We start from the raw sequence: 20,193 nt of genomic DNA on the forward strand, positions 1-20,193 counted from the left end.
TCGGGCCCCGCGCAGCGGGGTTCGAAACGCCTTTGAATCTTGAACTCTCCCAGCGAACCGGCCCGGACCACACCAACCAAATATCGGCGCAACGCTACCGCCCACGAGGCGTCCCAAACTTTTCCCATTTACACATAGGCTTGCAATCTATACCTCAGAAGATATATAAGTTGTGCGCATAACTGAGAACGCTTTATTATTGTGACGTACGTCACATTATTGAGGCGCCGTGGGGGGTTTGGGGAAGATGCCTGGCCTTGGGATATTCGGAGGATCGCGCCGTCGTGGGCCGGCCGTGGGCCTGTGTTGGGGGTCGCGGCTTGCGCTGACGGCGGTTGATGGCCTTGATGGCGAGTGGCGCCTGCGGGCGAGCCACAGCGATGCCGTGGCCGACGACGGCGATGCCCAGGTCCGAACCCTGTCCCGGTGGGTATCCCGTGCGCGGTTGCGCCGTTGCCCCGCCGTCCTGACGCTGCCGCCCGGCAGCTACACCCTGACCCAGATGGAACGCCCCTCGGTGCCGGCGGAGGAGCTGGCGGCCGCCGTGCGCTGGCGCCTGCGGGACGTCCTGGACTACCCGCTGGAAGAGGCAGTGACCGACGTGTTCGAGGTGCCGGGCCAGGGCCGCGCCGGCCGTCCGCCGCTGGTCTACGCGGTGGCGGCGCGGGCCGATCCCTTGCGCGATATGGTGGGCCGGGCCAAGGCGGCCGGCCTGCAGCCCTGGAAGATCGGCATTGCCGAACTCGCCCTGCGCAACCTGACGGAACGTGCCGAGACCGGCCCGGAGACCGTGGCCGGTGTCTATCTGATGCCCGACCGCGGCCTGGTGCAGATCACGCGGGGTGATCAGTTGTTCCTCTCCCGGGGGCTGGATTACGGCCTGGACACGCTGGCGGGTGCGCAGGATCCGGCGGGCCTGCATGAGCGCGTCGCCCTCGAACTGCAGCGCACCATGGATTACTACGACAGCCATTTCGGTGCCGCGCCCGTCAAGCGCCTGCTGGTCATGCCGGGGGGCGAAACGGTCGGTGCACTGGCCGATGCGCTGGGGAGCAGCCTGGGCCTGGCGGCGAGAGTCTGGCAGGTGCCGGGGGCCGAGTCGCAGGACCTGGAAAGCGATGCCCTGTTGGCGCTTGGCGGCGCCCTGGGCGCTCCGGGGGGCCGCGCATGAGACAGGACGTCAATCTCTACGGACCACAGCTTCTGGGACAGGCCACCCGCGTGTCCGCGGCGCACATCGTGCTGGCCTTCCTTGCCGTTGCGCTCGTGCTGGGCGCCTTCGGCGGCTGGCAGGAGTGGCGCCTCGACCAGGCCCGCGCGGATGCCGAGTCGCTGGGGGCCGAACTGGCCCGCCTCAACGCGGAAGTCGAGCGCCGGGCCGCCGCACTCGCGGCACGGGAGCCCTCGGATGCGCTGCTTCGACAGGTGGAGCGGCTGGAGCGGGAACGCTCGGGCAAGCGTGCCCTGCTGGGGCGCCTGGAAGGCGGGGATATGGGCAATCTGCGCGGCTTCTCCGCACACCTGGAAGGGCTGGGACGCCAGCACCCGGAGGGTCTCTGGCTGCAGCACGTGTACCTGGCGGACGGGGGACGGCGACTCGGGTTGGCAGGCGGTGTCACCGAAGCGGAATTGGTGCCCCGGTATCTGAGCGCGCTGTCGGGCGAACCGGCCTTCGCGGGCACCCAGTTCGACAGCTTCAGCCTGCAACGGCCCGAAACCGCTTCGGGTCACCTGACATTCATTCTCGCCACCCCCTGCTATGACGAGCAGGGCCGGCGCCTGAGCAGCGCCGACTGCCTGCCCGAATCCTGGGCGGGAGGCCGACCATGAGGGCGCTCTGGCAACGGCTGGCCCGGCGGGTGGATGGCCTCGCGCTGCGCGAGCGCGTCCTGCTGCTGGTGGTGGTGCTGGTGGTGACGGTCCTCGCCGTCGATTTCCTGTGGCTCAGCCCCACCCAGCAGGCCCTGCACGCCGAGCAGGCGCGCATCGAACAGCTGGAGGGCCAGCGGGTGGCGCTGCAGGCGCGGCTCCAGGATCTGGCCCGCAGGGAGGCCGAGGACCCGGAGGCGGGGTCGCGCGCCCGGCTGCAGGAACTGCGCGAGGAGATTGCGCGCCTCGACGAGCAGCTGCATGAGCGCACGCTGCAGTTCGTGTCGCCCAATCGCATGGCCTCGGTCCTGGAGGATCTTATCGTCGGCAGCGAGGGGCTCACCCTGGTCTCCATGCGCAGCGAGCCGGCCCGGGCCCTGCCCCTGCCGGCACGGGAGGAATCGCTTCCGGCGATCTATCGCCACGGGCTGGCCATGGAGCTGCGCGGAGACTATCTCGCCCTGCTCGGATACCTGCGCAGGGTGGAGGCGATGCCGTGGGGGTTGTTCTGGGAGGGGCTGGAGGTGCGTGCGGATGCCGACACGCCCAGCCGGTTCGTCATCCGGGTGTTCACCCTGAGCATGGAGGAGGACTGGATCGGTGTTTGAAGGCAGGGGCAAGGGACAAGGGGCAAGGGGCAAGGGGGTGGCCGGGCTCCTCTCGGTGATCGTTTGTGCGCTGGTGCTGGTGGTGGCTGCGGTGCCGGGGCAGGCGAGTGACGTGCGGGATCCGACGCGGCCGCCGCAGATGTCGCACCACGTGAATCCTGCGCCTGTGCCGGTGCGCCGCGACTATGTGCTGCAGTCGACCCGTGTGGCCGGGGATCTGCGCAGCGCGGTGATCAACGGCCGCGTGGTGAGCGCGGGCGACCGGGTGGACGGGGCATTGGTGGTTGCCGTCGATGTTGCCCGGGTGCGTCTGCGTGACCATCACGGGGAGTTCACGCTAAGGCTTGCGGTGCCGGAGATTGCCCGGCCCGCACGAAACACGAGTGCGCCCGGGGAGGCCAGACCGTGAGAGTTTCCTTGATCCGTATCCCATTGGTTTGCCTGGCGGCGCTCGTACTGGCCGCCTGCGCCACGACACCCACCGAATCGCCGCCGGCCGAGTCGCCGCCCACGGCGCAGGCAGCGCCGCCCCAGCCGCCGCAGGAGGTGACTGACGCGCTGCTGCCGCCGTTGAGCCTGCCTGCTCCGGAATACGACGAGCCGCGTTTCGACATCGACGTGGCCGACGTGGAGGCTCGTGCCTTCTTCATGGGGCTCGTGCGGGACAGTGACTACAACATGGTGGTGCACCCCTCGGTGACGGGCACCATCAGCCTGACGCTGGCCGATGTGACCATCCCCGAGGTGATGGAAGTTGTGCGCCAGGTGTACGGCTACGAATACGAGCTGACGCGCAACGGTTTCCTGGTCATGCCTGCGCGCCTGCAGGCGCGCATCTTCCACGTGAACTATCTCAATCTGCGCCGGGACGGCGAGTCCCAGACCCGGGTCAGTTCCGGCGAGGGTTTTCGCGATCGGGAGCATCGTCCGGGCGATACCGCGGTGATCAGCGGCCCGCGGCCCACCGGCGAGGCCTTCGGCAGCCGGGTGCGCACCTCTACTGAGTCCGACTTCTGGCGGGAGCTGGAGTGGGCGCTCACGGCCATCGTGGGCGAGGGCGAGGGCCGCAGCGTGGTGGTGACGCCCCAGTCCAACCTGGTCCTGGTGCGGGGCTTGCCCTCGGAACTGCGCGAGGCGGCCGCGTACCTGGCCGACGTGCAGGACAGCATGACCCGCCAGGTGATCCTGGAGGCGAAGGTCATCGAGGTGGTGCTCTCGGACGGCTTCCAGGCGGGCATCAACTGGGCCGCGCTGGGCAAGCCCGCCAGCGGCCACGAAGTAGTCATCGGCCAGACCGGCGGCGGCACCATCTTCGGCGAGGATGGCGTCTCCGAGATTGCCGGTCAGACCGGCAATCTGGACCCGAGAAACCTGAGCCAGGTGGACAACGTGCTCACCTCCGCCTTCGGCGGCGTGTTCTCGGCCGCGATCAGCATGAACGACTTCACGGCCTTCATCGAACTGCTGGAGTCCCAGGGCGACGTGCAGGTGCTCTCCAGCCCACGCGTGTCCACCGTGAACAACCAGAAGGCCGTCATCAAGGTGGGCACCGACGAGTTCTTCGTCACCGACATTTCGGCCACCACGGTGGTGGGCACCGCGGCCACCACGTCGCCCAACGTAACGCTCACGCCGTTTTTCTCCGGCATCGCCCTGGACGTGACGCCGCAGATCAGCCGTGAGGGTGAGGTGATCCTGCATATCCATCCCACGGTCAGCGAGGTGGTGGACCAGCGCAAGGACATCTCCCTGGGCGGCGAGACCCAGTCCGTGCCCCTGGCGCTGTCCACCGTGCGCGAGTCGGACAGCATCGTACGCGCGCGTAGCGGCCAGATCGTGGTGATCGGCGGCATGATGCAGGAGTCCAGCCAAGACATGCGCGGCCAGGTGCCGCTGCTCGGCGACGTGCCGGTGATCGGGCGTCTGTTCCGCCATCAGCGGCGCTCGACCCGCAAGACCGAGCTGGTGATCCTGCTGCGGCCCATCGTCGTGGATCACGACGGTGTCTGGGACCGTGCGCGCGACTCGGGCTCCGAACGCATGCGCGAGCTCATCCGCAGCCAGGGGATGTAGTGAGGCCAGGGCCATGTACGCCACCCACTTCGGACTGCAGGCACCGCCCTTCCAGCTGACGCCGGACACGTCGTTCTATTACGACTACCGGGGTCACCGGGAGGCGCTGAACGTGCTGCTGGTGGCGTTGCGTTCCGGCGAGGGCTTCGTGAAGGTCACCGGCGAGGTGGGCACCGGCAAGACACTGCTGTGTCGCATGCTGCTCAACGCCCTGGAGGGCGAATTCGTCACCGCCTACCTGCCCAATCCCTGCCTTGGGGGCAACGGGCTGCGCGCAGCGCTGGCCGCTGAACTGGGGCTCGACTGTCCGCGCAACCTGGGGCAGCACCACCTGCTCACGCGGATCCAGGGCCGCCTGCTGGGTCTGGCCGCGGGCGGCCATCCGGCCGTGGTGTGCATCGACGAGGCGCAGGCCCTGAGCGACGAGGCGCTGGAGGCCATCCGCCTGCTCACCAACCTGGAAACGGAGCGCAGCAAGCTCCTGCAGGTGGTCCTGTTCGGACAGCCGGAGCTGGACGCGCGCCTGTCCCGCCCGGGCCTGCGCCAGCTTCGCCAGCGCATCACCTTCAGCCATCGCCTGGAACCCCTGGATGCCGCCGGCGTGGCCCGGTATGTCACGCATCGACTCGCAGTGGCGGGCGCGCCCGACCCGGGCCTGTTCGCACCGCGCGCTCTGCGCGCACTGTATCGGGGATCCGGCGGGATTCCGCGGCTGGTCAACGTCCTGGCGCACAAGGCGCTGCTGGCCGCCTACGGCGAAGGTGCCGCGCGGGTCGCGCCGGTCCACGTGCGCCGCGCCACCCGTGATACGGAAGGGGCGCGCATGCCTGCCTGGCCGTCTCCCTGGGCCTACGGGGCCGTGGGCACGCTGGGGCTCGGCGCCGTGGCGCTGTTGGCCATGGGAGGGCTGTTGCCGTGAGTCTGATCAACGACATGCTGCGCGATCTGGAGCGTCGTCGCCCGGCCCGGGACGGCGAGGTGCTCGCAGGCGTTCACAGCGTGCGGCAGACCGGCAGGGCTGCGCGCGGGTTGCCATGGCTCGCGTTGGGGTTCCTGGTGCTGGCCGCCGGTACGGGTTACTGGCTGGTGTCGGGGGGTCTGGCAGGCGCGGTGATCCGGGGCGATGTGCCGCCGCCGGGGGCAGAGGCGGAAACCCCGGACCCCGCCGGGAAGGTCGCGGAACTGCCCGTACTGCCGGCGGTGAGCGACGCCCCGCCTGAACAGCGTGGCGCCGAGATTCCGGCCGCCGCCGTGATTGAACCGATTGAACCGGTGGCCATGGTGATTACGGAACCGCGCCTGGCCGCCGACCCTCCGGACGCACCGGAGGCATTGCCCCTTGCGCGCTGGGTGGGCGTCGATACGGAACACCGGCCCGGCGAACTGCGCCTGACCCTGCGGTTCTCCGCCGCGCCGGAGCGTGAACCCGCGCTGGTGCTGGAGGATGACCGGGGGAGACTGGAACTCGGCGGGCTGGATCTGGCGCAGGCACCGCCTCTGCCCGCCACGTCGGCCGAGGGTCCGTTGCGGGCGCTGGGTGTCTCCCTGGGTGACGACGCGGGGCTGAGCTTTCGGGTGGCTGCCGGTGTGCAGACCAGTCTGGAGCAGACGGACGACGGCAGGCAGGTGACGCTGGCATTCCGTGCGCCGCAGCCGAAGTCGAAGCCCGAACCGCAGCCGGTGGCCCGCGCCGAGCCGCCCAAGGCCGCGCAACCCGAGGCGCCGCCCCCGCATGCGGCACCGGCGGTTTCCGAGACACCGGCTGCGCCGGCTCCGCGCCCGGCGTCCTCCGAACCCCCTGCCACCGTGGCGCGGCGCAGTGCCGGGGATCACTACACGCAGGCCCTGGCCGCCATTCGGGCCGGAGACAACCTGGCCGGCGAACAAGGCCTGGGGCGCGCATTGGTGGCCCGCCCGGACATGCACGAGGCGCGCGAGGCCCTGGCCACCCTGCTGGCGGCTGACGGCCGTCGTGGCGAAGCCATGGCTGTCCTCCGGGAGGGCCTTGAACGGGCGCCGGGCCACACTGGCATGCGGGGCCTGCTGGCCCGCCTGATGGTGGCCGAGGGTGATTACAACGGCGCCATCCGCCTGCTGGAATCCGGCACCGCTGATCCGCACCTGCTGGCCACGCTGGGTGCCCTGTACCAGCGCCAGGGCCGCGCCGCCGAATCTGCCGCGGCCTACCGCCGTGCACTGGAGACCGACCCTTCGGTGGGTGCGTGGTGGGCGGGTCTGGCCATCGCGCTGGAGAGCGCGGGTGAAGTGGCGGCAGCGCCGGAGGCCTACCGGCGCGCGCTGCGCTTCGGCGGGCTGGATGCCCGTCTCGACCGTTACGCGCGTGAGCGCCTGGCCGCGCTGGGGGATGTCCGATGAGCACGCCGGCCCCCGAAACGCGCAAGAAGATCCGCCTCGGCGACCTGCTGGTGGAGAACGGCATCATCTCCAAGCACCAGCTCGATCAGGCCCTCGCCACCCAGAAGCAGACCGGCAACAAGCTGGGCCGCACGCTCATCGAGCTGGGCTTCATCGACGAGGAGTCGATGCTGCAGCTTCTGTCCCGCCAGTTGGCCATCCCGCTGGTGGATCTGCGCCATTACCGCTTCGACCGGGAGCTGATCCTGCGTCTGCCCGAGACCGCGGCGCGGCGCTTCCGCTGCATACCGCTGGCCGAGCAGGGCGACGGTTATCTGGTGGGCATGGCCGATCCCACGGACATCTTTGCCTTCGACGAGGTCAACCGCCTGCTGGGGCGGCCCGTCTACGCGGCGGTGGTGCGTGAGTCCGATCTGCTGCGCACCTTTGATTCCGTCTACCGGCGCACGGAAGAGATCAGCGACCTGGCCGAGGAGCTGGGTCAGGAACTGGCGGAGAGCGACTTCGACGCCGCGCAGCTCGCTGCCGGCGACGAGGTCACCGACGCGCCGGTGGTCAAGCTGTTGCAGAGCCTGTTCGAGGATGCCGTGCAGGTCAGCGCATCGGACATCCATATCGAGCCCGACGAGAACGCGCTGCGCATCCGCCAGCGCATCGACGGCGTGCTGCAGGAACAGGTCATGAAGGAGAAGCGCATCGCCAACGCGGTGGTGTTGCGCCTCAAGCTCATGGCGGGGCTGAACATCTCCGAGAAGCGCCTGCCCCAGGATGGTCGGTTCAATATCAAGGTCAAGGGCCGCAACATCGACGTGCGTCTGTCCACCATGCCCATCCAGCACGGCGAGTCCGTGGTGATGCGTCTGCTGGACCAGTCCACCGGCATGCTGGAGCTGGAACACCTGGGCATGCCGCGGGAACTCATGAAGTGCCTGCGAAGGGTGCTGCGTCATCCCAGCGGCATGGTGCTGGTCACCGGCCCCACCGGCAGCGGCAAGACTACCACGCTCTACGCCGCGCTCCAGGAACTCAACATCCCGGACCGCAAGATCATCACCGTCGAAGACCCGGTGGAGTATCGCCTGCCGCGCATCAACCAGGTGCAGGTGAACGCGCGCATCGGGCTGGAGTTCGCTACCGTGCTGCGTGCCGCCCTGCGTCAGGACCCGGACGTGGTACTGGTGGGCGAGATGCGCGACCGGGAGACCGCGGAGATCGGTCTGCGCGCCGCCATGACCGGCCATCTGGTGCTCTCCACGCTGCATACCAACGATGCCATCGCCACCGCAGACCGGTTGCTGGACATGGGCGCACAGGGTTTCCTGCTGGCGTCTTCGTTGCGCGCCGTCATCGCACAGCGGCTGGTGCGCCGGGTCTGCGAATCCTGTACCGAGCCCCATACGCCCGATGCGCAGCAGGCCAGCTGGATCGTCTCCGTGGCGGGCGAGTCCGCCGACCTCAGCCGGCTGCAGCGGGGGCGGGGTTGCACCCACTGCAACAACACCGGCTATCGCGGACGCATCGGCGTGTACGAGTACCTGGAACCCGACGAGGCCATGCTGAGTGCGTTGCGCCGTTCGCACATGGACGATTTTGCCCGGGCCGCGCATGCGAACCGGTTCTACCGGCCGCTCATGAACGTGGCGCTGGAGTATGCCCTGGCCGGCGTGACCTCCCTGGACGAGGCCCAGCGGCTTGCCGGTGAGGTGGAAGGGCGCGATCTGAACGGCGGGGGACACTGATCATGCCCCGTTACGCCTACCGCGCCAGGAACGCCCAAGGCCAGCCCATGGAAGGCATATTGGATGCGCCCAGCGAGGTGGCCGTGGCCGAACATCTGGCCGGCGACGGATTCATCCCCGTGGAGATCCGTCGCGCCGGTGGCGAAGGTCTGTCCCTGAGCATGCCGCTTCGCCTGGCCGCGCGCAAGCCCTCGCATGCCGAGGTCACCCTGTTTGCGCGTCAGCTCTATGCGCTCACCAAGGCCGGCGTACCCATCATCCGCAGCCTGAATCAGCTGGCGGCGTCCGCGCGCAACGAACGTCTCTCCGCGGCACTTCGCGAGACTGTCGAGGACCTGGAGTCCGGCCGTGATCTGGCCGGCGCCATGGCACGTCATCCGGCGATCTTCAGCCCGCTGTTCGTGAGCATGGTGCAGGTGGGCGAAGCATCGGGGCGCCTGGACGACGCCCTTTACCGCGTGTACCGCTACATGGAACACGAGCGCCAGACCATGAACCAGATCCGCACGGCGCTGCGCTATCCGATGTTCGTCGTCATCGCCATCACCGTGGCGATCTTCATCCTCATGGCCTACGTGATCCCGGTGTTCGCCCAGGTGTTCGAACGCTTCGATCTGGACCTGCCGCTGGCCACGCGGGCCATTATCGCGGTGTCCAATTTCGTCGCTGCATGGTGGTGGGCGGTGCTGGGGGGCGCGGTGGCGGCCTGGTTCGCTTTCCGCCACTGGACCAGCCGGGATGACGGGCGGCTGTGGTGGGACCGCCAGCGCCTGCGCTTCCCCGTGGTGGGCGACATCGTGCTGCGTGCCTCGCTGAGCCGTTTCGCGCGCGCCTTCGCCATGGCCTCGCGCTCCGGTGTGCCGTTGTTGCAGGCCCTGAACGTGGTCTCACGCACGGCGGACAACACCTACATCGCCGGCAAGATCCGCAGCATGCGCGAGGGCATCGAGCGCGGCGAGACCATCACGCGCACTGCCGCGGTCACGCACGTGTTCACGCCGCTGGTGCTGCAGATGATCGCGGTGGGAGAGGAAACCGGCCAGGTGGACGAGATGCTTGAGGAGGTGGCGGAGTTCTACGAGACGGAGGTGGACTACGACGTACGTCGGCTCGGTGAAACCATTCAGCCGGTTCTGGTCGTGGCGGTGGGTGTCATCGTCTTTATTCTGGCATTGGGGGTCTTCCTGCCCATGTGGGATCTGACCCAGATTGCGGGGCGCTAGTGTCGTGTCGCCAGCGCGGATTGACGCTGCTCGAGTTCGCCCTGGTGGTGGTGTTCGTCGGGCTGCTCATGTGGCTGGCCATGACGAAGATCCTGCGCCTGGAAGGCGACGTGGAGCGGGTGAATGTGCAGCGCACCGTGGCGGCGCTCAACAGCGCGCTGGCCATGGAGTTTGCGGAGCGGGTCGTAGAGAGCAGGTTGGACACGGTGCCGGAGCTGGCGAGCGGGAACCCCATGGAGCGGCTCGCCCAGGTGCCCCACAACTACCTGGGGCCGATCGAGCACGCGGCGCCGGCGGAGATCCGGCTGGGGCACTGGTACTACGACATGGAGGAAGCGGTGCTGGTGTATCGCATCTCGCACGCGGACCGGTTCGAGACGCCGCTGGAAGGCCCGCCGCGGGCACGCTTTCGTGTCGAGGTGGTGACGAATGAACGGGATGGAAGCCCGCAGGGAGTGCGGGTAGTGGCAGTGGATGCATTTGAATGGAAGTGAGGCGGATGTCAGATGTCGGAGGTCAGAACCCCGATATCTGAAGTCTGAAATCTGATGTCTGAAATCTGAACGAGGAGAAGGACGATGAATGCAAGGCAAGGGGGTTTTACCCTGATCGAACTGATCATGGTGATTGTGATTCTTGGGGCGTTGGCAGTGATTGCACTGCCGCGGTATATCGATCTTCAGAGCGAGGCGGAAGTGGCTTCCGCGGACGGCGTGCTTGGTGCTGCGCAGGCAGCGGCGGCAATCAACTTCGCGGGTAATCTGCTGGGAGCAGGTGGTGCGGCGATCACCAATGGCACCACCCTCATGGCGGCAATGAGTCCGGCGCCAAGCGGCTGGGTTGCCGATGGAGCAAACATCTGTCGGGACTCGAATGATGATGGTGAGTGCGGAGGCGAGACGTACGTCATCACCGTGGATTCTGCTGAAACCACTACCGATCCGGCGGTCTTGACTGCCAGCTGGTAATAGTGCGAACGGAGTCCGCCGGAATCGCCGCGCGATGCAGGCAGCATAGGGCGGGTCGCGCCCGCTGCCTCGATGGCTCGGCCTGGGGCGTGGCGGCCATGGGCCGCCCTATGCGGTTCGGTTTGGAGCATGGGGTTTGGCGAAGCGGTGGCTTGGGAGAGAACGATTGTGGGGCTGAAGCCTGCGCTTTGGGTGCGCGCTCTTTCTTCCCACTTCAAAAGGGTTTCACACTGATCGAGCTGGTCACCGTCATCGTGCTGCTCGGGGCGATCTCGATCTTCGCCCTGCCGCGCATGATGGACCGCACCGGCGTGGACGCGGCCGCCTTCGAGCAGGAGCTCAGGGCGGCTCTGCGTCACGGCCGTGCGCTGGCCTCGGCGTCAGGTTGCGAGGTGCAGGTGCGTCTGTCCGGGGGGATGTACGGTGTCTACCTGCGCGGTGACGCCGCCGGCACCTCCTGCGGCAGCGGGGGTTTCACCCAACCGGCCCGCCGGCCCGTGGAGAGCGGTGCCTACGAGGGTTCCGTTCCCGGCACCCTGACGGTGAGTGACTTCACTGTCACCTTCGATGGGCTGGGCCGCTCGAGCGGTGCCACCGTCAACGTGGAGGGACGGACCATCACCGTGTCGGCCGCCGGTTATGTGGGATAAGGGCAGGTACAAGGTACAAGGTACAAGGTACAAGGGAACGCAAGCCCATCCCTTGTACCTTGTACCTTGCACCTTTCCCCTTCAGAAAGGCTTCACCCTCATCGAACTGATCATCTCCATTGTGGTGATCGGCGCGGCGGTGGGCGGGGTGATGCTGCTGGTCGCCAACGTGGCCGCGCGCAGCGTGGACCCCATGATCCAGACCCAGGCGGTCTACGTCGCGCAGTCCTATCTCGAAGAGGCGCTGCTACGGCCCTATGATGGCGATGCGGACTGCGGCGGTTCCCGGGACCAGTGGCAGGGTGTGTTGGCCTACGACTGCATCAACGCAGAGACCCCGACGGACCAACAGGGCAACGGCTTGCCGGGGCTGTCTGCGTACAGGGTCACCGTCAGCGTCACCGATTCGACGTTGGGCGGGGCGGTCACCCGGCGCGTGGAGGTTCAGGTGACGCACACCGCCCAGCCCATCAACCTGCGGCTGGCGGGCCACAGGGCGGCTTACTGATGGAGGCGCATTCTCATGGCGCGGGCCACGCCCGCTGTCCAAGTGGCGAGGAACGGCCGTCTTACCGGGCCCAGTCCGTCGTAGGTCGGGCTTTAGCCCGACGCCAGTGTGAGCAGAAGCCACTGCCGAGTCGGGCTAAAGCCCGACCTACATGTATCCACCATCCATTCCCACTTCAAAAGGGTTTCACGCTCATCGAGATGATCATGGTCATCGTGCTGATCGGCGCGATGGTGGCGGTCGCCTCCGTGTTCATCGTGCAGCCGTTCCGGGCCTTCGATGACATGCAGCGCCGCGCCGAACTGGTGGAGGCGGCGGATTCGGCGCTGATGCTCATGACCCGTGAGGTGCGCGCCGCGCTGCCCAACAGCGTGCGGGTGCAGGTTGACGGCGGGCGTGTGGCGCTGGAGTTTATCCCCACGGTGGCCGGGGGCCGGTATCGCGCCCACAAGGACGGAACGGGTGACGGCGACATACTTGACTTCACCCAGGCCGACGACGGCTTCGACGTGATGGGCGAGATTGATCTGCCTGGTGTCAGCCGACCGGAGGTGGTGGTCTACAACCTCACCGCCTCCGGGTCTGCCGGCAATGCCTACCTGGGTGATAACCGCGCGTCTCTGGATACGGCTGCGAGCACCGCGACCCACGTAAGCCTGATCTCGTCGCACCAGTTTCCGTTCGCCTCCCCCGACCAGCGATTCCAGATCGTCACCGCGCCGGTGGCCTACGTGTGTGATCCGGCGGGTGGTGAGTTGCGCCGGGTTGAGGGATATGGTTTTGGCGGCAATCCCTTCACCGTATCCGGCGCGCTGGCCGCCCGCTATGTCACCGGCTGCCAGTTCGACTACGACCCCGGCGCCGGTACCCGAAACGGCCTCGTCTCCGCGCGCCTCACCCTGAGCGACGCGGGCGAGACCATATCGCTCCTTCAGCAGGTCCACGTCCTGAACACGCCCTGATGCAGCATCGTCATTCACAATCCGGCTTCGCCCTCATCACCGCGGTGCTGCTGATTACCGCGATACTCACCGTGGCGGTGACTTCCGCCCTGCTGCTCTCCGGGCGCAGCGTCGCCACCGCCCAGGGGCTGGAGGCGCTTCGCGCGCACTACGCGGCCCGCAGCGCTCTGGATGCGGCAGCGGCTCAAGCCGTCGGCGGCGGCTGCGGCGCGGTCGGTACAAGCGTGAATGTTGAAGGCTTTACCGTGGCCCTCACCTGCGAGGCCTGGACGGTGGACGAGGCGGGAACGGATTATCCCGTCTACCGCCTGGGTGCCACGGCGGCACGGGGCAGCATCGAGGCGGGTACTCTGGTGCGTCGGACCATTCGTGTCAGTGTGGCGGATGCATCATGAGGGAGGCTGCACGATGGGAAAATGAAATGAGGAGTGGCGTTTTGGGATGCCATAGGGCGGCCCGCGCGTGCTGTCGCGGGCGGCGCGGGCTGATGTGGAGATGGTGGCGGGTGTGTCTGTCTATTCTTCCGGCGATCATCCTCCTGTTCCTGGCGCAAGGTCTTTCGCCGGTGCAGGCTGGATGTTCCGAATTTCATGGCAGGGCCAGTATCAATGAACTCATTCGCGTTTCTGCGACAGATGGTTTGATCGAACTACGGATTATGGATCCTGCCGTAGGCGCGGACGAGTACGAAACGTGGCGGGTTCAGAGCTGCTATACGGGAACCGGGCAGGCCCAAGGATGCTCCGGGTGGTTATCGTTGGTCGACGCCGAGGATCACTATCCATGGCTGCTGTCGGCTACTAACGCTTTCCACTTGGGACCCAGCGGCGTGGGTATGGATGTGTTGCTGGTCGACCAAAACGACAGGATGATCGATTATGTGTCTGTCGGCGGTTTCGAAGACCAGCGCCCCGGTGACTGTGCTCCGTCATTCGATGATCATCACCCACTGACCAACAGCCATTTCATTGCCCGGCTGCCCGACGGCACCGGAGAATGGTCCACGCAGGGTCCCGGGGGATCCGGTGAATCGACTCCGGGCGATACCAATGACGGTGAACCCCCGTTCCCTGGCCCGCATCACATCCGCCTGATTCATGGTGACACCGGGCTTACTTGTGCCTCGGAGCCCGTGCTTGTGCGGGCCTGTGCGGATGCTTCCTGTGCAACGCTGCACTCCGGCTCGGTGACGGTGGCCTTGGGGACTTCTCCGGAAGGGGGTGTCTGGGCGCCAAACCCTGTCCCCGTCAACGGGGAAACCACCGTGCATCTGCGTTACATAGCTGGGGGCGTTGTCACGCTGCTCGCGGAAGCCACCTCGCCTGCCGCAACGAATCCCACGCAGTGTGGGAACTCCGGTGACGAAACCTCCTGCCAGATGGTGTTTGCCGACGTGGGCGTCCTTCTTGACGGGATTGGTGACGACGGCTTTCCAAAGAGCGACGTGCCCGGGCAGATCGCGGGCAAACCGTCGGACACCGGGTACAACGCGGCAACCCAGAGAGTGCGCGTCGTACGCACGGACGACGAGACGGGCGCGTGCGTCGCCGGCCTGCAAGACACACTGCTCACGGCGCAGTTCAGTTATCTGGTGCCTGTGGCAACTGATGGGCTTGCGGACAACACCCTGAGCATCCAGGCGGCAACTACAGCGACCCTGACATCCTCAGGCGCACCCGAGTCAGTGAACCTGGAGTTCGGGAGCGATGGTTCCGCGCCGTTCAGTTTTCAGTCCATGGATGCGGGTCGCTATGCCTTGCGCGTCGACCTGGATATACCCGTGTTCGATGAATCAGACGATCCTACCGGCGATGTCATTCCAAGCCATGACACGAGCAACGCCTTCGTGGTGCGGCCCCTTGCGGTGTATGTGGAGGCGGACGGCAACCCCGCAGCCGAGGATCATGAGGGACCGGTCTTTGAGCGGGCTGGAGTGGAGTTCGGGCTCGAGTTCAGAAGTTTGCGCTGGCAGCCGGGTCTGGATAACGATCTTGACGGGCGATGGGATGCTTGCGTGAGCCCCGGGCCGGGCCTTGCTGATCCGGGGGGCTATGCTCGCGTGCCCGCGTGGGACATCGGTGAGCCTGGTCCCGTGCTGGTGCAGCCTTCCGGCGGAAGCAATCCGGGCCTTGACTACCAGGCGGGCGTTGAATTTGGGGCCGGTGCAGCGCAGACGTCAGCGACGGCCTCCTTCGGGGAGGTTGGAATCATCCGCTTTGAGACTGACGCGGGCTTTCATGGTGAGGCGGTGGATGTGTGTTCATCGAGCATTGGGCGATTCACGCCCGACCACTTTGACGTGACGCTGGTAGACACGCCTTCGTTTGCGCCTGCTTGTGATGGCACCTTCACCTACATGTCCCAATGGTTCGAGTATGACACGATGCCCGAGGTGCACATTTCGGCTCGCAACGCCGATGGTCAGGTCACCCGCAACTACGACGGCGACTGGTGGCGCCTCCCCGACATCGATCCCCTGTACGAACATGCCGGCGACCCGGACCCGCTGCCCGATGACATCGTCCTTACGGAGGACGCAACACACGATGCCATCGATTGCAGCGCCGGTGGCTGCGAAGGCGAGGTGACCGTGGGTTTCGGCGGCCAGTTCACCTACGATCGCGACGGTGATCCGGTGAACCCGATCAACGGCGCGGTTCGCGTGAGCTTTGACGTGGAGGATGGCGACGGCATCGCCTATGCAGGTAATCCCTTTGAATTCTCGGTGGACTTCGAGGACGGCAACGACGAGCAGCGCTGGGGACGACTGGAGATGCAGAACGCCCACGGGCCGGAGCTTCTGCCGCGGACCGTGCCGATGGTGACGACGTACTTCCTGGATGGCACCTTCCGGCTCAACACCGAGGACAATTGCACGCTGGTGAACGCCGGCGACGTGGATCTGGATATCCAGCTCTCCGGCGGCACCACGAGTGCCGATGTGTTCAACACCCCGGCTTCTGCCGGACGTCTCGACATCGAGCTCAGCGCGCCCGGCGCGGGCAATACGGGTTACGTCGACGTGACCCCGGACATCTCTACATCCAACGGCGCAGACCTGCCCTGGCTCGAGTTCGACTGGGACAACGACGGCACGCCGCGTGGCCCCGAGGCCCGTGCCACCTTCGGCGTATACGGCGGCAACGAGCGGCACATCTACATCCGCGAGTTGCCATAGGCCCGAAAGGCAGAGGCGTCATCGGGCGGGCCGATGCCGGACACCGCTGCGCTCTGTCCGGCCTACGAGATCGTGGCCCGACCGTAGGCCCGATAGAGCGAAGCGGCATCGGGCGGTTGGGTGCCGGACACCGCTTGCGCTTTGTCCGGCCTACGCGGGTCATGGCCCGACCGTAGGCCCGATAAAGTGAAGCGGTATCGGGCGACCCGGGCCACGCCAAAGTCATTCGCAATTCATCGCTGCAATGTGCGCCGGTTCACGCCGACCCCAACCCGTCGGATAAATGCCGCGTTCCAGATATCGGCGGAAAGAGCTTGCGGGCCAGGCCGCCGGATCATCGACAAGCCCATGTTTGACCGGATTGAAGTGGATGTAGTCCATGTGGCGCCGTCGATCATGATCGTCGCGGATCATGTGTTCCCAGAAGCGTGGCTGCCAGATGGGGTCGTTCTTGTTGCCCAGACGGCGGCTGACATATCCCTTGAGCATTTTCCAACGGTTGGAATAGTCGCTGTCTGTCTCCGGCAATTGCCACAGGCAATGCAGGTGGTCAGGCAGGATCACGATGGCCTCGAGTTGGAAGGGACGCCGCTGCATGACATAGCGAAAGGCCATGCGCAGTATCTCGATGGATCGTGCGTTGGAGAAGAGGGGGCGCCGGCTGGCGGTGACGACAGTGAAGAAGTATAGGCCGCCGGGATGATAGACGCGTCGATAGTCGGACATGGCTCCTCCTTGAACCTGCGTGGGTTGCCGGACACCGCTTACGCTCGGTCCGGCCTACGTAAATCGTATCCCGGAGCCATGGGCAAGACAAACCGGTACCGGGAAGCCTGATGCCGGACACCGCTGCGCTATGTCCGGCCTCCGAGGATCGTGGCCCGACCGTAGGCCCGATAGAGCGAAGCGTCATCGGGCGGTTGGATGCCGGACACCGCTGCGCTCTGTCCGGCCTCCGAGATCGTGGCCCGACCGTAGGCCCGATAAAGCGAAGCGGTATCGGGCGGTTGGATGCCGGACACCGCTGCGCTATGTCCGGCCTACGAGGGTCATGGCCCGACCGTAGGCCCGATAGAGCGAAGCGGTATCGGGCGGTTGGATGCTGGACACCGCTTACGCCATGTCCGGCCTACGCCTCGTCCTTGCTTTCCTCCATCCCCAGCTCATTGATCTTTCTCGTCAGGGTGTTGCGCCCCCAGCCCAGCAGCTTGGCGGCGTCCTGACGCCGGCCGCCGGTGCGCTTGAGTGCGGCGCGGATCATGATGCGCTCGAAGACGGGCGTGGCCTTGTCCAGCAGGCTGCGTTCACCGCGGGCCAGGGCCTGTTCGGCCCATTGGGCCAGGCCCTGCTCCCAGCCGACGGCGCCCGCGGTTTCCGGCTGTTCACGAAACTCCGGCGGCAGGTCGCCCGGATGGATCTCCCGGCCGGAGGCCATGACGGTGAGCCAGCGGCAGATGTTTTCCAGTTGTCGCACGTTCCCCGGCCAGTCGAGGGCGGACAGGTAATCCCTCGTCTCGGGGAGCAGGACCTTGCGCTCCACGTTGAGTTCTCGGGCCGCCTCGCCGAGGAAGTGATCCAGCAGCAGCGGGATGTCCTCGCGCCGTTCGCGCAACGCCGGCACGTGCACGCGGATGACGTTCAGACGATGGAACAGGTCCTCGCGAAAAAGCCCCTCGCGCACGCGCTGTTCCAGGTTCTGGTGCGTGGCGGCGATGATGCGCACGTCCACGCGGATCGGGGTGTGTCCGCCCACCCGGTAGAACTCGCCGTCGGCCAGTACGCGCAGCAGGCGCGTCTGCAGCTCCGCGGGCATGTCGCCGATCTCGTCCAGGAACAGGGTGCCGCCGTCGGCCTGCTCGAACCGCCCGCGCCGTGACGCCTGGGCGCCGGTAAAGGCGCCTTTCTCGTGGCCGAAGAGTTCGGATTCCAGCAGGTCACGCGGGATGGCGGCCGTGTTCAACGCAATGAACGGCATGTTGGCTCTGGGGCTGTGGCGGTGCAGGGCGCGGGCCACCAATTCCTTGCCGGTGCCCGATTCGCCGTTGATGAGCACCGTGATGTTGGAGCGCGACAGCCGCCCGATGGCGCGAAACACCTCCTGCATGGCGGGCGCCTCGCCGATGATCTCGGGCGTCCCGCCGTTGGCGCCAGCCTCGGGCTGCCCCTGCTCCCGGCGCAGGTGGAAGGCACGACGCACCAGGGCGATGGCGTCGTCCACGTCAAAGGGCTTGGGCAGGTACTCGAAGGCGCCGCCCTGGTAGGCCGAGACGGCGCTCTCCAGGTCGGAGTGTGCGGTCATGATGATGACGGGCAGTCCGGGGTGGTCCCGGTGCAGCCGGTCCAGCAGTTCCAGTCCGTCCATGCCGGGCATGCGGATGTCGGTGATCACGGTATCCGGCGTGTCGCGTTCCAGGGCCTTGAGGGCGGCGCCGGCGCTCTCGAAGGCGGTCACGCGGATGTTCGCCTTCGCCAGGGCCCGTTCAAGGACCCAGCGAATGGAACGGTCGTCGTCGATGACCCAGACGTGTTCGTGGTCTTGGGGTGAACCCTGCGGGCTAATCATCCCTGGTCTCCAGCGGAATCAGTATTGAAAAGACGGTTTTGCCCGGCTGCGACGTGCATTCGATGAGGCCGCCGTGCTGGTTGATGAGGGACTGCGCGATGGAGAGCCCCAGTCCGGTGCCGCCCGGGCGGCCGGACACCATGGGGTAGAACACCCGCTCGCGCACCTGCTCGGGAATGCCCGGTCCGTCGTCGATGATCTGGATGCGCGCCACCAGCTTGTGGCGCACGTGCCCCACGGTGTACTGGCGCAACACGCGGCTGCGCAGCACGATGTGGCCGGTCTCGCCAACGGCCTGCAGCGCGTTGCGCGCGATGTTGAGCACGGCCTGGACCAGCAGGTCCCTGTCGGCCATGAGTTCCGGGATGCTCGGGTCGTAGTCGGTGTCGATCCGCACGCCGGCAGGGGCCTCCGCAGCGATCAGACGATGCACGTGCTCCAGCACTTCGTGCACGTTGATTTCGTGTTTGCGGGGTACGTTGTTCGGGCCGAGCATGCGATCCACCAGGGACTGCAACCTGTCGGCCTCGCCGATGATGACCCGCGTGTACTCGTGCAGGCCCGGATCTCCCAGCTCCCCTTCCAGGAGCTGGGCAGCGCCGCGCAGTCCGCCCAGGGGGTTCTTGATCTCGTGGGCGAGTCCGCGCACCAGGGCGCGCGTGGCCGCATGCTGACTGAGCAGACTCTCTTCGCGCGAAATACGCAGCTGCCGGTCCACGTGCACCAGTTCCACCAACAGTTGCCGGGCCCGGTGGGTTTCGGTCACCGGCGTGACGGTCAGGTCCACCGTGGCTTCGCGCCCATGGAGCAGATTCAGGAGGTGTTCCCGCTCCGTGAAGGGGCGACCGGATCGCAGCGATTCCTGCAGGCGTCCGTGCAGGGTGGCGTCGTCCTGCACCAGGGCGTCCATGGACAGGCCCAGCGCCCGGCGCAGGCTGATCTCGAAGAGCATCTCCGCAGAGGGGTTCATGTAACCGATGCGCAGCCGGTCATCCAGCAGGACGACCGCCGTGGTCAGGTTTTCCAGCAGGTACTGGTGGGCAATCGGGGTGTGCGCCATATGGTTTCCGCTATGCAAGAAGCAAACCAGTTCGGTGCGTCCATGCACCGGAGCCGGGCATGAGCCCGCAACGGTCGTTGGCCGCACGGAAACAGGCACCGCGTTTGTGCGATGGTCCGGGTTCAAGTGGGATTATTGCACCAATCTGGTGCAGATGCGTCGGAAGGCATGTTTAGCCACAGAGGGCACAGAGGTCACAGAGACCTTGGGGCCCGGAGTTTCATCAAGGGCTGTGAGCGCCGCGGCCTCCCGGCCTGTCTCGCTGGTATGGGGAGGGTCGAGGGGCCGCCCCTAGCCCGCATATCTCACCGGTCGGACACCGGCTGGTGCGCAACAGGTGGAAACATAAGCGGAATACGTTGAAATGGCCGTCAACCTCAGCATGACAGACTGTTCCCGCCGGAGTCCTATCGCGG

The 20,193-nt window shown here is 66.7% G+C and carries 19 protein-coding genes; 16 read left to right on the forward strand and 3 right to left on the reverse strand.

Going from position 1 to position 20,193, the window contains the following annotated elements:
* The first annotated feature begins 295 nt into the window (after window positions 1–295).
* From B1C78_RS04485 to B1C78_RS04560, 16 genes are all read left to right on the forward strand, one after another.
* On the forward strand, window positions 296–1,171 hold the full coding sequence (locus B1C78_RS04485) for a type IV pilus biogenesis protein PilM (RefSeq protein WP_077277953.1): 876 nt from the start codon (window positions 296–298) through the stop codon (window positions 1,169–1,171).
* A complete protein-coding gene (locus B1C78_RS04490) occupies window positions 1,168–1,830 on the forward strand; it encodes an MSHA biogenesis protein MshI (RefSeq protein WP_077277954.1) in 663 nt (220 codons plus the stop codon). The genes B1C78_RS04485 and B1C78_RS04490 overlap by 4 nt, the downstream gene beginning before the upstream one ends.
* Entirely contained in the window at window positions 1,827–2,477 is a 651-nt protein-coding gene (locus tag B1C78_RS04495; protein WP_077277955.1) for an MSHA biogenesis protein MshJ, read from the forward strand. Before B1C78_RS04490 ends, B1C78_RS04495 begins: the two co-directional genes overlap by 4 nt.
* Before the next feature lie 37 nt (window positions 2,478–2,514).
* Complete coding sequence (locus tag B1C78_RS04500; protein ID WP_077277956.1) at window positions 2,515–2,886, forward strand: hypothetical protein; 372 nt, start codon at window positions 2,515–2,517, stop codon at window positions 2,884–2,886.
* Window positions 2,883–4,550, forward strand: coding sequence for a pilus (MSHA type) biogenesis protein MshL (mshL, locus tag B1C78_RS04505; RefSeq protein WP_245795306.1), 1,668 nt, complete (start codon window positions 2,883–2,885; stop codon window positions 4,548–4,550). The genes B1C78_RS04500 and mshL overlap by 4 nt, the downstream gene beginning before the upstream one ends.
* 13 nt (window positions 4,551–4,563) lie before the next feature.
* A complete protein-coding gene (locus tag B1C78_RS04510; protein WP_077277958.1) occupies window positions 4,564–5,469 on the forward strand; it encodes an ExeA family protein in 906 nt (301 codons plus the stop codon).
* Window positions 5,466–6,926, forward strand: a complete 1,461-nt coding sequence (locus tag B1C78_RS04515; RefSeq protein ID WP_077277959.1) for a tetratricopeptide repeat protein — start codon at window positions 5,466–5,468, stop codon at window positions 6,924–6,926. The genes B1C78_RS04510 and B1C78_RS04515 overlap by 4 nt, the downstream gene beginning before the upstream one ends.
* The gene (locus tag B1C78_RS04520) at window positions 6,923–8,665 is read left to right on the forward strand and encodes a GspE/PulE family protein (protein ID WP_077277960.1); all 1,743 of its coding nucleotides are present in this window, start codon (window positions 6,923–6,925) and stop codon (window positions 8,663–8,665) included. The genes B1C78_RS04515 and B1C78_RS04520 overlap by 4 nt, the downstream gene beginning before the upstream one ends.
* Before the next feature lie 2 nt (window positions 8,666–8,667).
* Window positions 8,668–9,888, forward strand: a complete 1,221-nt coding sequence (locus B1C78_RS04525) for a type II secretion system F family protein (RefSeq protein WP_077277961.1) — start codon at window positions 8,668–8,670, stop codon at window positions 9,886–9,888.
* Entirely contained in the window at window positions 9,888–10,382 is a 495-nt protein-coding gene (locus tag B1C78_RS04530) for a type II secretion system protein (protein ID WP_077277962.1), read from the forward strand. Before B1C78_RS04525 ends, B1C78_RS04530 begins: the two co-directional genes overlap by 1 nt.
* A gap of 84 nt (window positions 10,383–10,466) precedes the next feature.
* The gene (locus tag B1C78_RS17930) at window positions 10,467–10,856 is read left to right on the forward strand and encodes a type II secretion system protein (protein ID WP_077277963.1); all 390 of its coding nucleotides are present in this window, start codon (window positions 10,467–10,469) and stop codon (window positions 10,854–10,856) included.
* 188 nt (window positions 10,857–11,044) lie between these two features.
* A complete protein-coding gene (locus B1C78_RS04540) occupies window positions 11,045–11,506 on the forward strand; it encodes a type II secretion system protein (RefSeq protein ID WP_245795307.1) in 462 nt (153 codons plus the stop codon).
* A 52-nt stretch (window positions 11,507–11,558) separates the two neighbouring features.
* On the forward strand, window positions 11,559–12,014 hold the full coding sequence (locus tag B1C78_RS04545; protein WP_077277965.1) for a prepilin-type N-terminal cleavage/methylation domain-containing protein: 456 nt from the start codon (window positions 11,559–11,561) through the stop codon (window positions 12,012–12,014).
* 155 nt (window positions 12,015–12,169) lie between these two features.
* Entirely contained in the window at window positions 12,170–12,976 is an 807-nt protein-coding gene (locus B1C78_RS04550; protein ID WP_281250595.1) for a prepilin-type N-terminal cleavage/methylation domain-containing protein, read from the forward strand.
* Window positions 12,976–13,371, forward strand: a complete 396-nt coding sequence (locus B1C78_RS04555; protein WP_077277967.1) for a hypothetical protein — start codon at window positions 12,976–12,978, stop codon at window positions 13,369–13,371. The genes B1C78_RS04550 and B1C78_RS04555 overlap by 1 nt, the downstream gene beginning before the upstream one ends.
* Before the next feature lie 110 nt (window positions 13,372–13,481).
* Window positions 13,482–16,154, forward strand: coding sequence for a DUF6701 domain-containing protein (locus B1C78_RS04560; RefSeq protein ID WP_245795309.1), 2,673 nt, complete (start codon window positions 13,482–13,484; stop codon window positions 16,152–16,154).
* A gap of 222 nt (window positions 16,155–16,376) precedes the next feature.
* Here B1C78_RS04560 and B1C78_RS04565 read toward each other — a convergent pair whose 3' ends face one another.
* The 3 genes from B1C78_RS04565 to glnL all read right to left on the reverse strand — a co-directional run bounded on the left by B1C78_RS04565 (window position 16,377) and on the right by glnL (window position 19,777).
* Window positions 16,377–16,880 carry an REP-associated tyrosine transposase gene (locus B1C78_RS04565; RefSeq protein ID WP_077277968.1) on the reverse strand — a complete coding sequence of 168 codons (504 nt, stop codon included), beginning with the start codon at window positions 16,878–16,880 and terminating at the stop codon, window positions 16,377–16,379.
* 403 nt (window positions 16,881–17,283) lie between these two features.
* Window positions 17,284–18,717 carry a nitrogen regulation protein NR(I) gene (gene ntrC, locus B1C78_RS04570; protein ID WP_077277969.1) on the reverse strand — a complete coding sequence of 478 codons (1,434 nt, stop codon included), beginning with the start codon at window positions 18,715–18,717 and terminating at the stop codon, window positions 17,284–17,286.
* Complete coding sequence (glnL, locus tag B1C78_RS04575) at window positions 18,710–19,777, reverse strand: nitrogen regulation protein NR(II) (protein WP_077277970.1); 1,068 nt, start codon at window positions 19,775–19,777, stop codon at window positions 18,710–18,712. Before glnL ends, ntrC begins: the two co-directional genes overlap by 8 nt.
* Window positions 19,778–20,193: the final 416 nt, after the last annotated feature.

It is taken from the genome of Thioalkalivibrio denitrificans, from assembly GCF_002000365.1.
Lineage (GTDB): Bacteria > Pseudomonadota > Gammaproteobacteria > Ectothiorhodospirales > Ectothiorhodospiraceae > Thioalkalivibrio_A > Thioalkalivibrio_A denitrificans.

What these genes read in the sequence shown, in the direction of transcription:
- B1C78_RS04490 (WP_077277954.1), top strand. Translation starts at nt 1,168, where the DNA reads ATGAGACAGGACGTCAATCTCTACGGACCACAGCTTCTGGGACAGGCC.
- B1C78_RS04495 (WP_077277955.1), top strand. Translation starts at nt 1,827, where the DNA reads ATGAGGGCGCTCTGGCAACGGCTGGCCCGGCGGGTGGATGGCCTCGCG.
- B1C78_RS04510 (WP_077277958.1), top strand. Translation starts at nt 4,564, where the DNA reads ATGTACGCCACCCACTTCGGACTGCAGGCACCGCCCTTCCAGCTGACG.
- B1C78_RS04520 (WP_077277960.1), top strand. Translation starts at nt 6,923, where the DNA reads ATGAGCACGCCGGCCCCCGAAACGCGCAAGAAGATCCGCCTCGGCGAC.
- B1C78_RS04525 (WP_077277961.1), top strand. Translation starts at nt 8,668, where the DNA reads ATGCCCCGTTACGCCTACCGCGCCAGGAACGCCCAAGGCCAGCCCATG.
- B1C78_RS17930 (WP_077277963.1), top strand. Translation starts at nt 10,467, where the DNA reads ATGAATGCAAGGCAAGGGGGTTTTACCCTGATCGAACTGATCATGGTG.
- B1C78_RS04555 (WP_077277967.1), top strand. Translation starts at nt 12,976, where the DNA reads ATGCAGCATCGTCATTCACAATCCGGCTTCGCCCTCATCACCGCGGTG.
- B1C78_RS04565 (WP_077277968.1), bottom strand. Translation starts at nt 16,880, where the DNA reads ATGTCCGACTATCGACGCGTCTATCATCCCGGCGGCCTATACTTCTTC.
- ntrC (WP_077277969.1), bottom strand. Translation starts at nt 18,717, where the DNA reads ATGATTAGCCCGCAGGGTTCACCCCAAGACCACGAACACGTCTGGGTC.
- glnL (WP_077277970.1), bottom strand. Translation starts at nt 19,777, where the DNA reads ATGGCGCACACCCCGATTGCCCACCAGTACCTGCTGGAAAACCTGACC.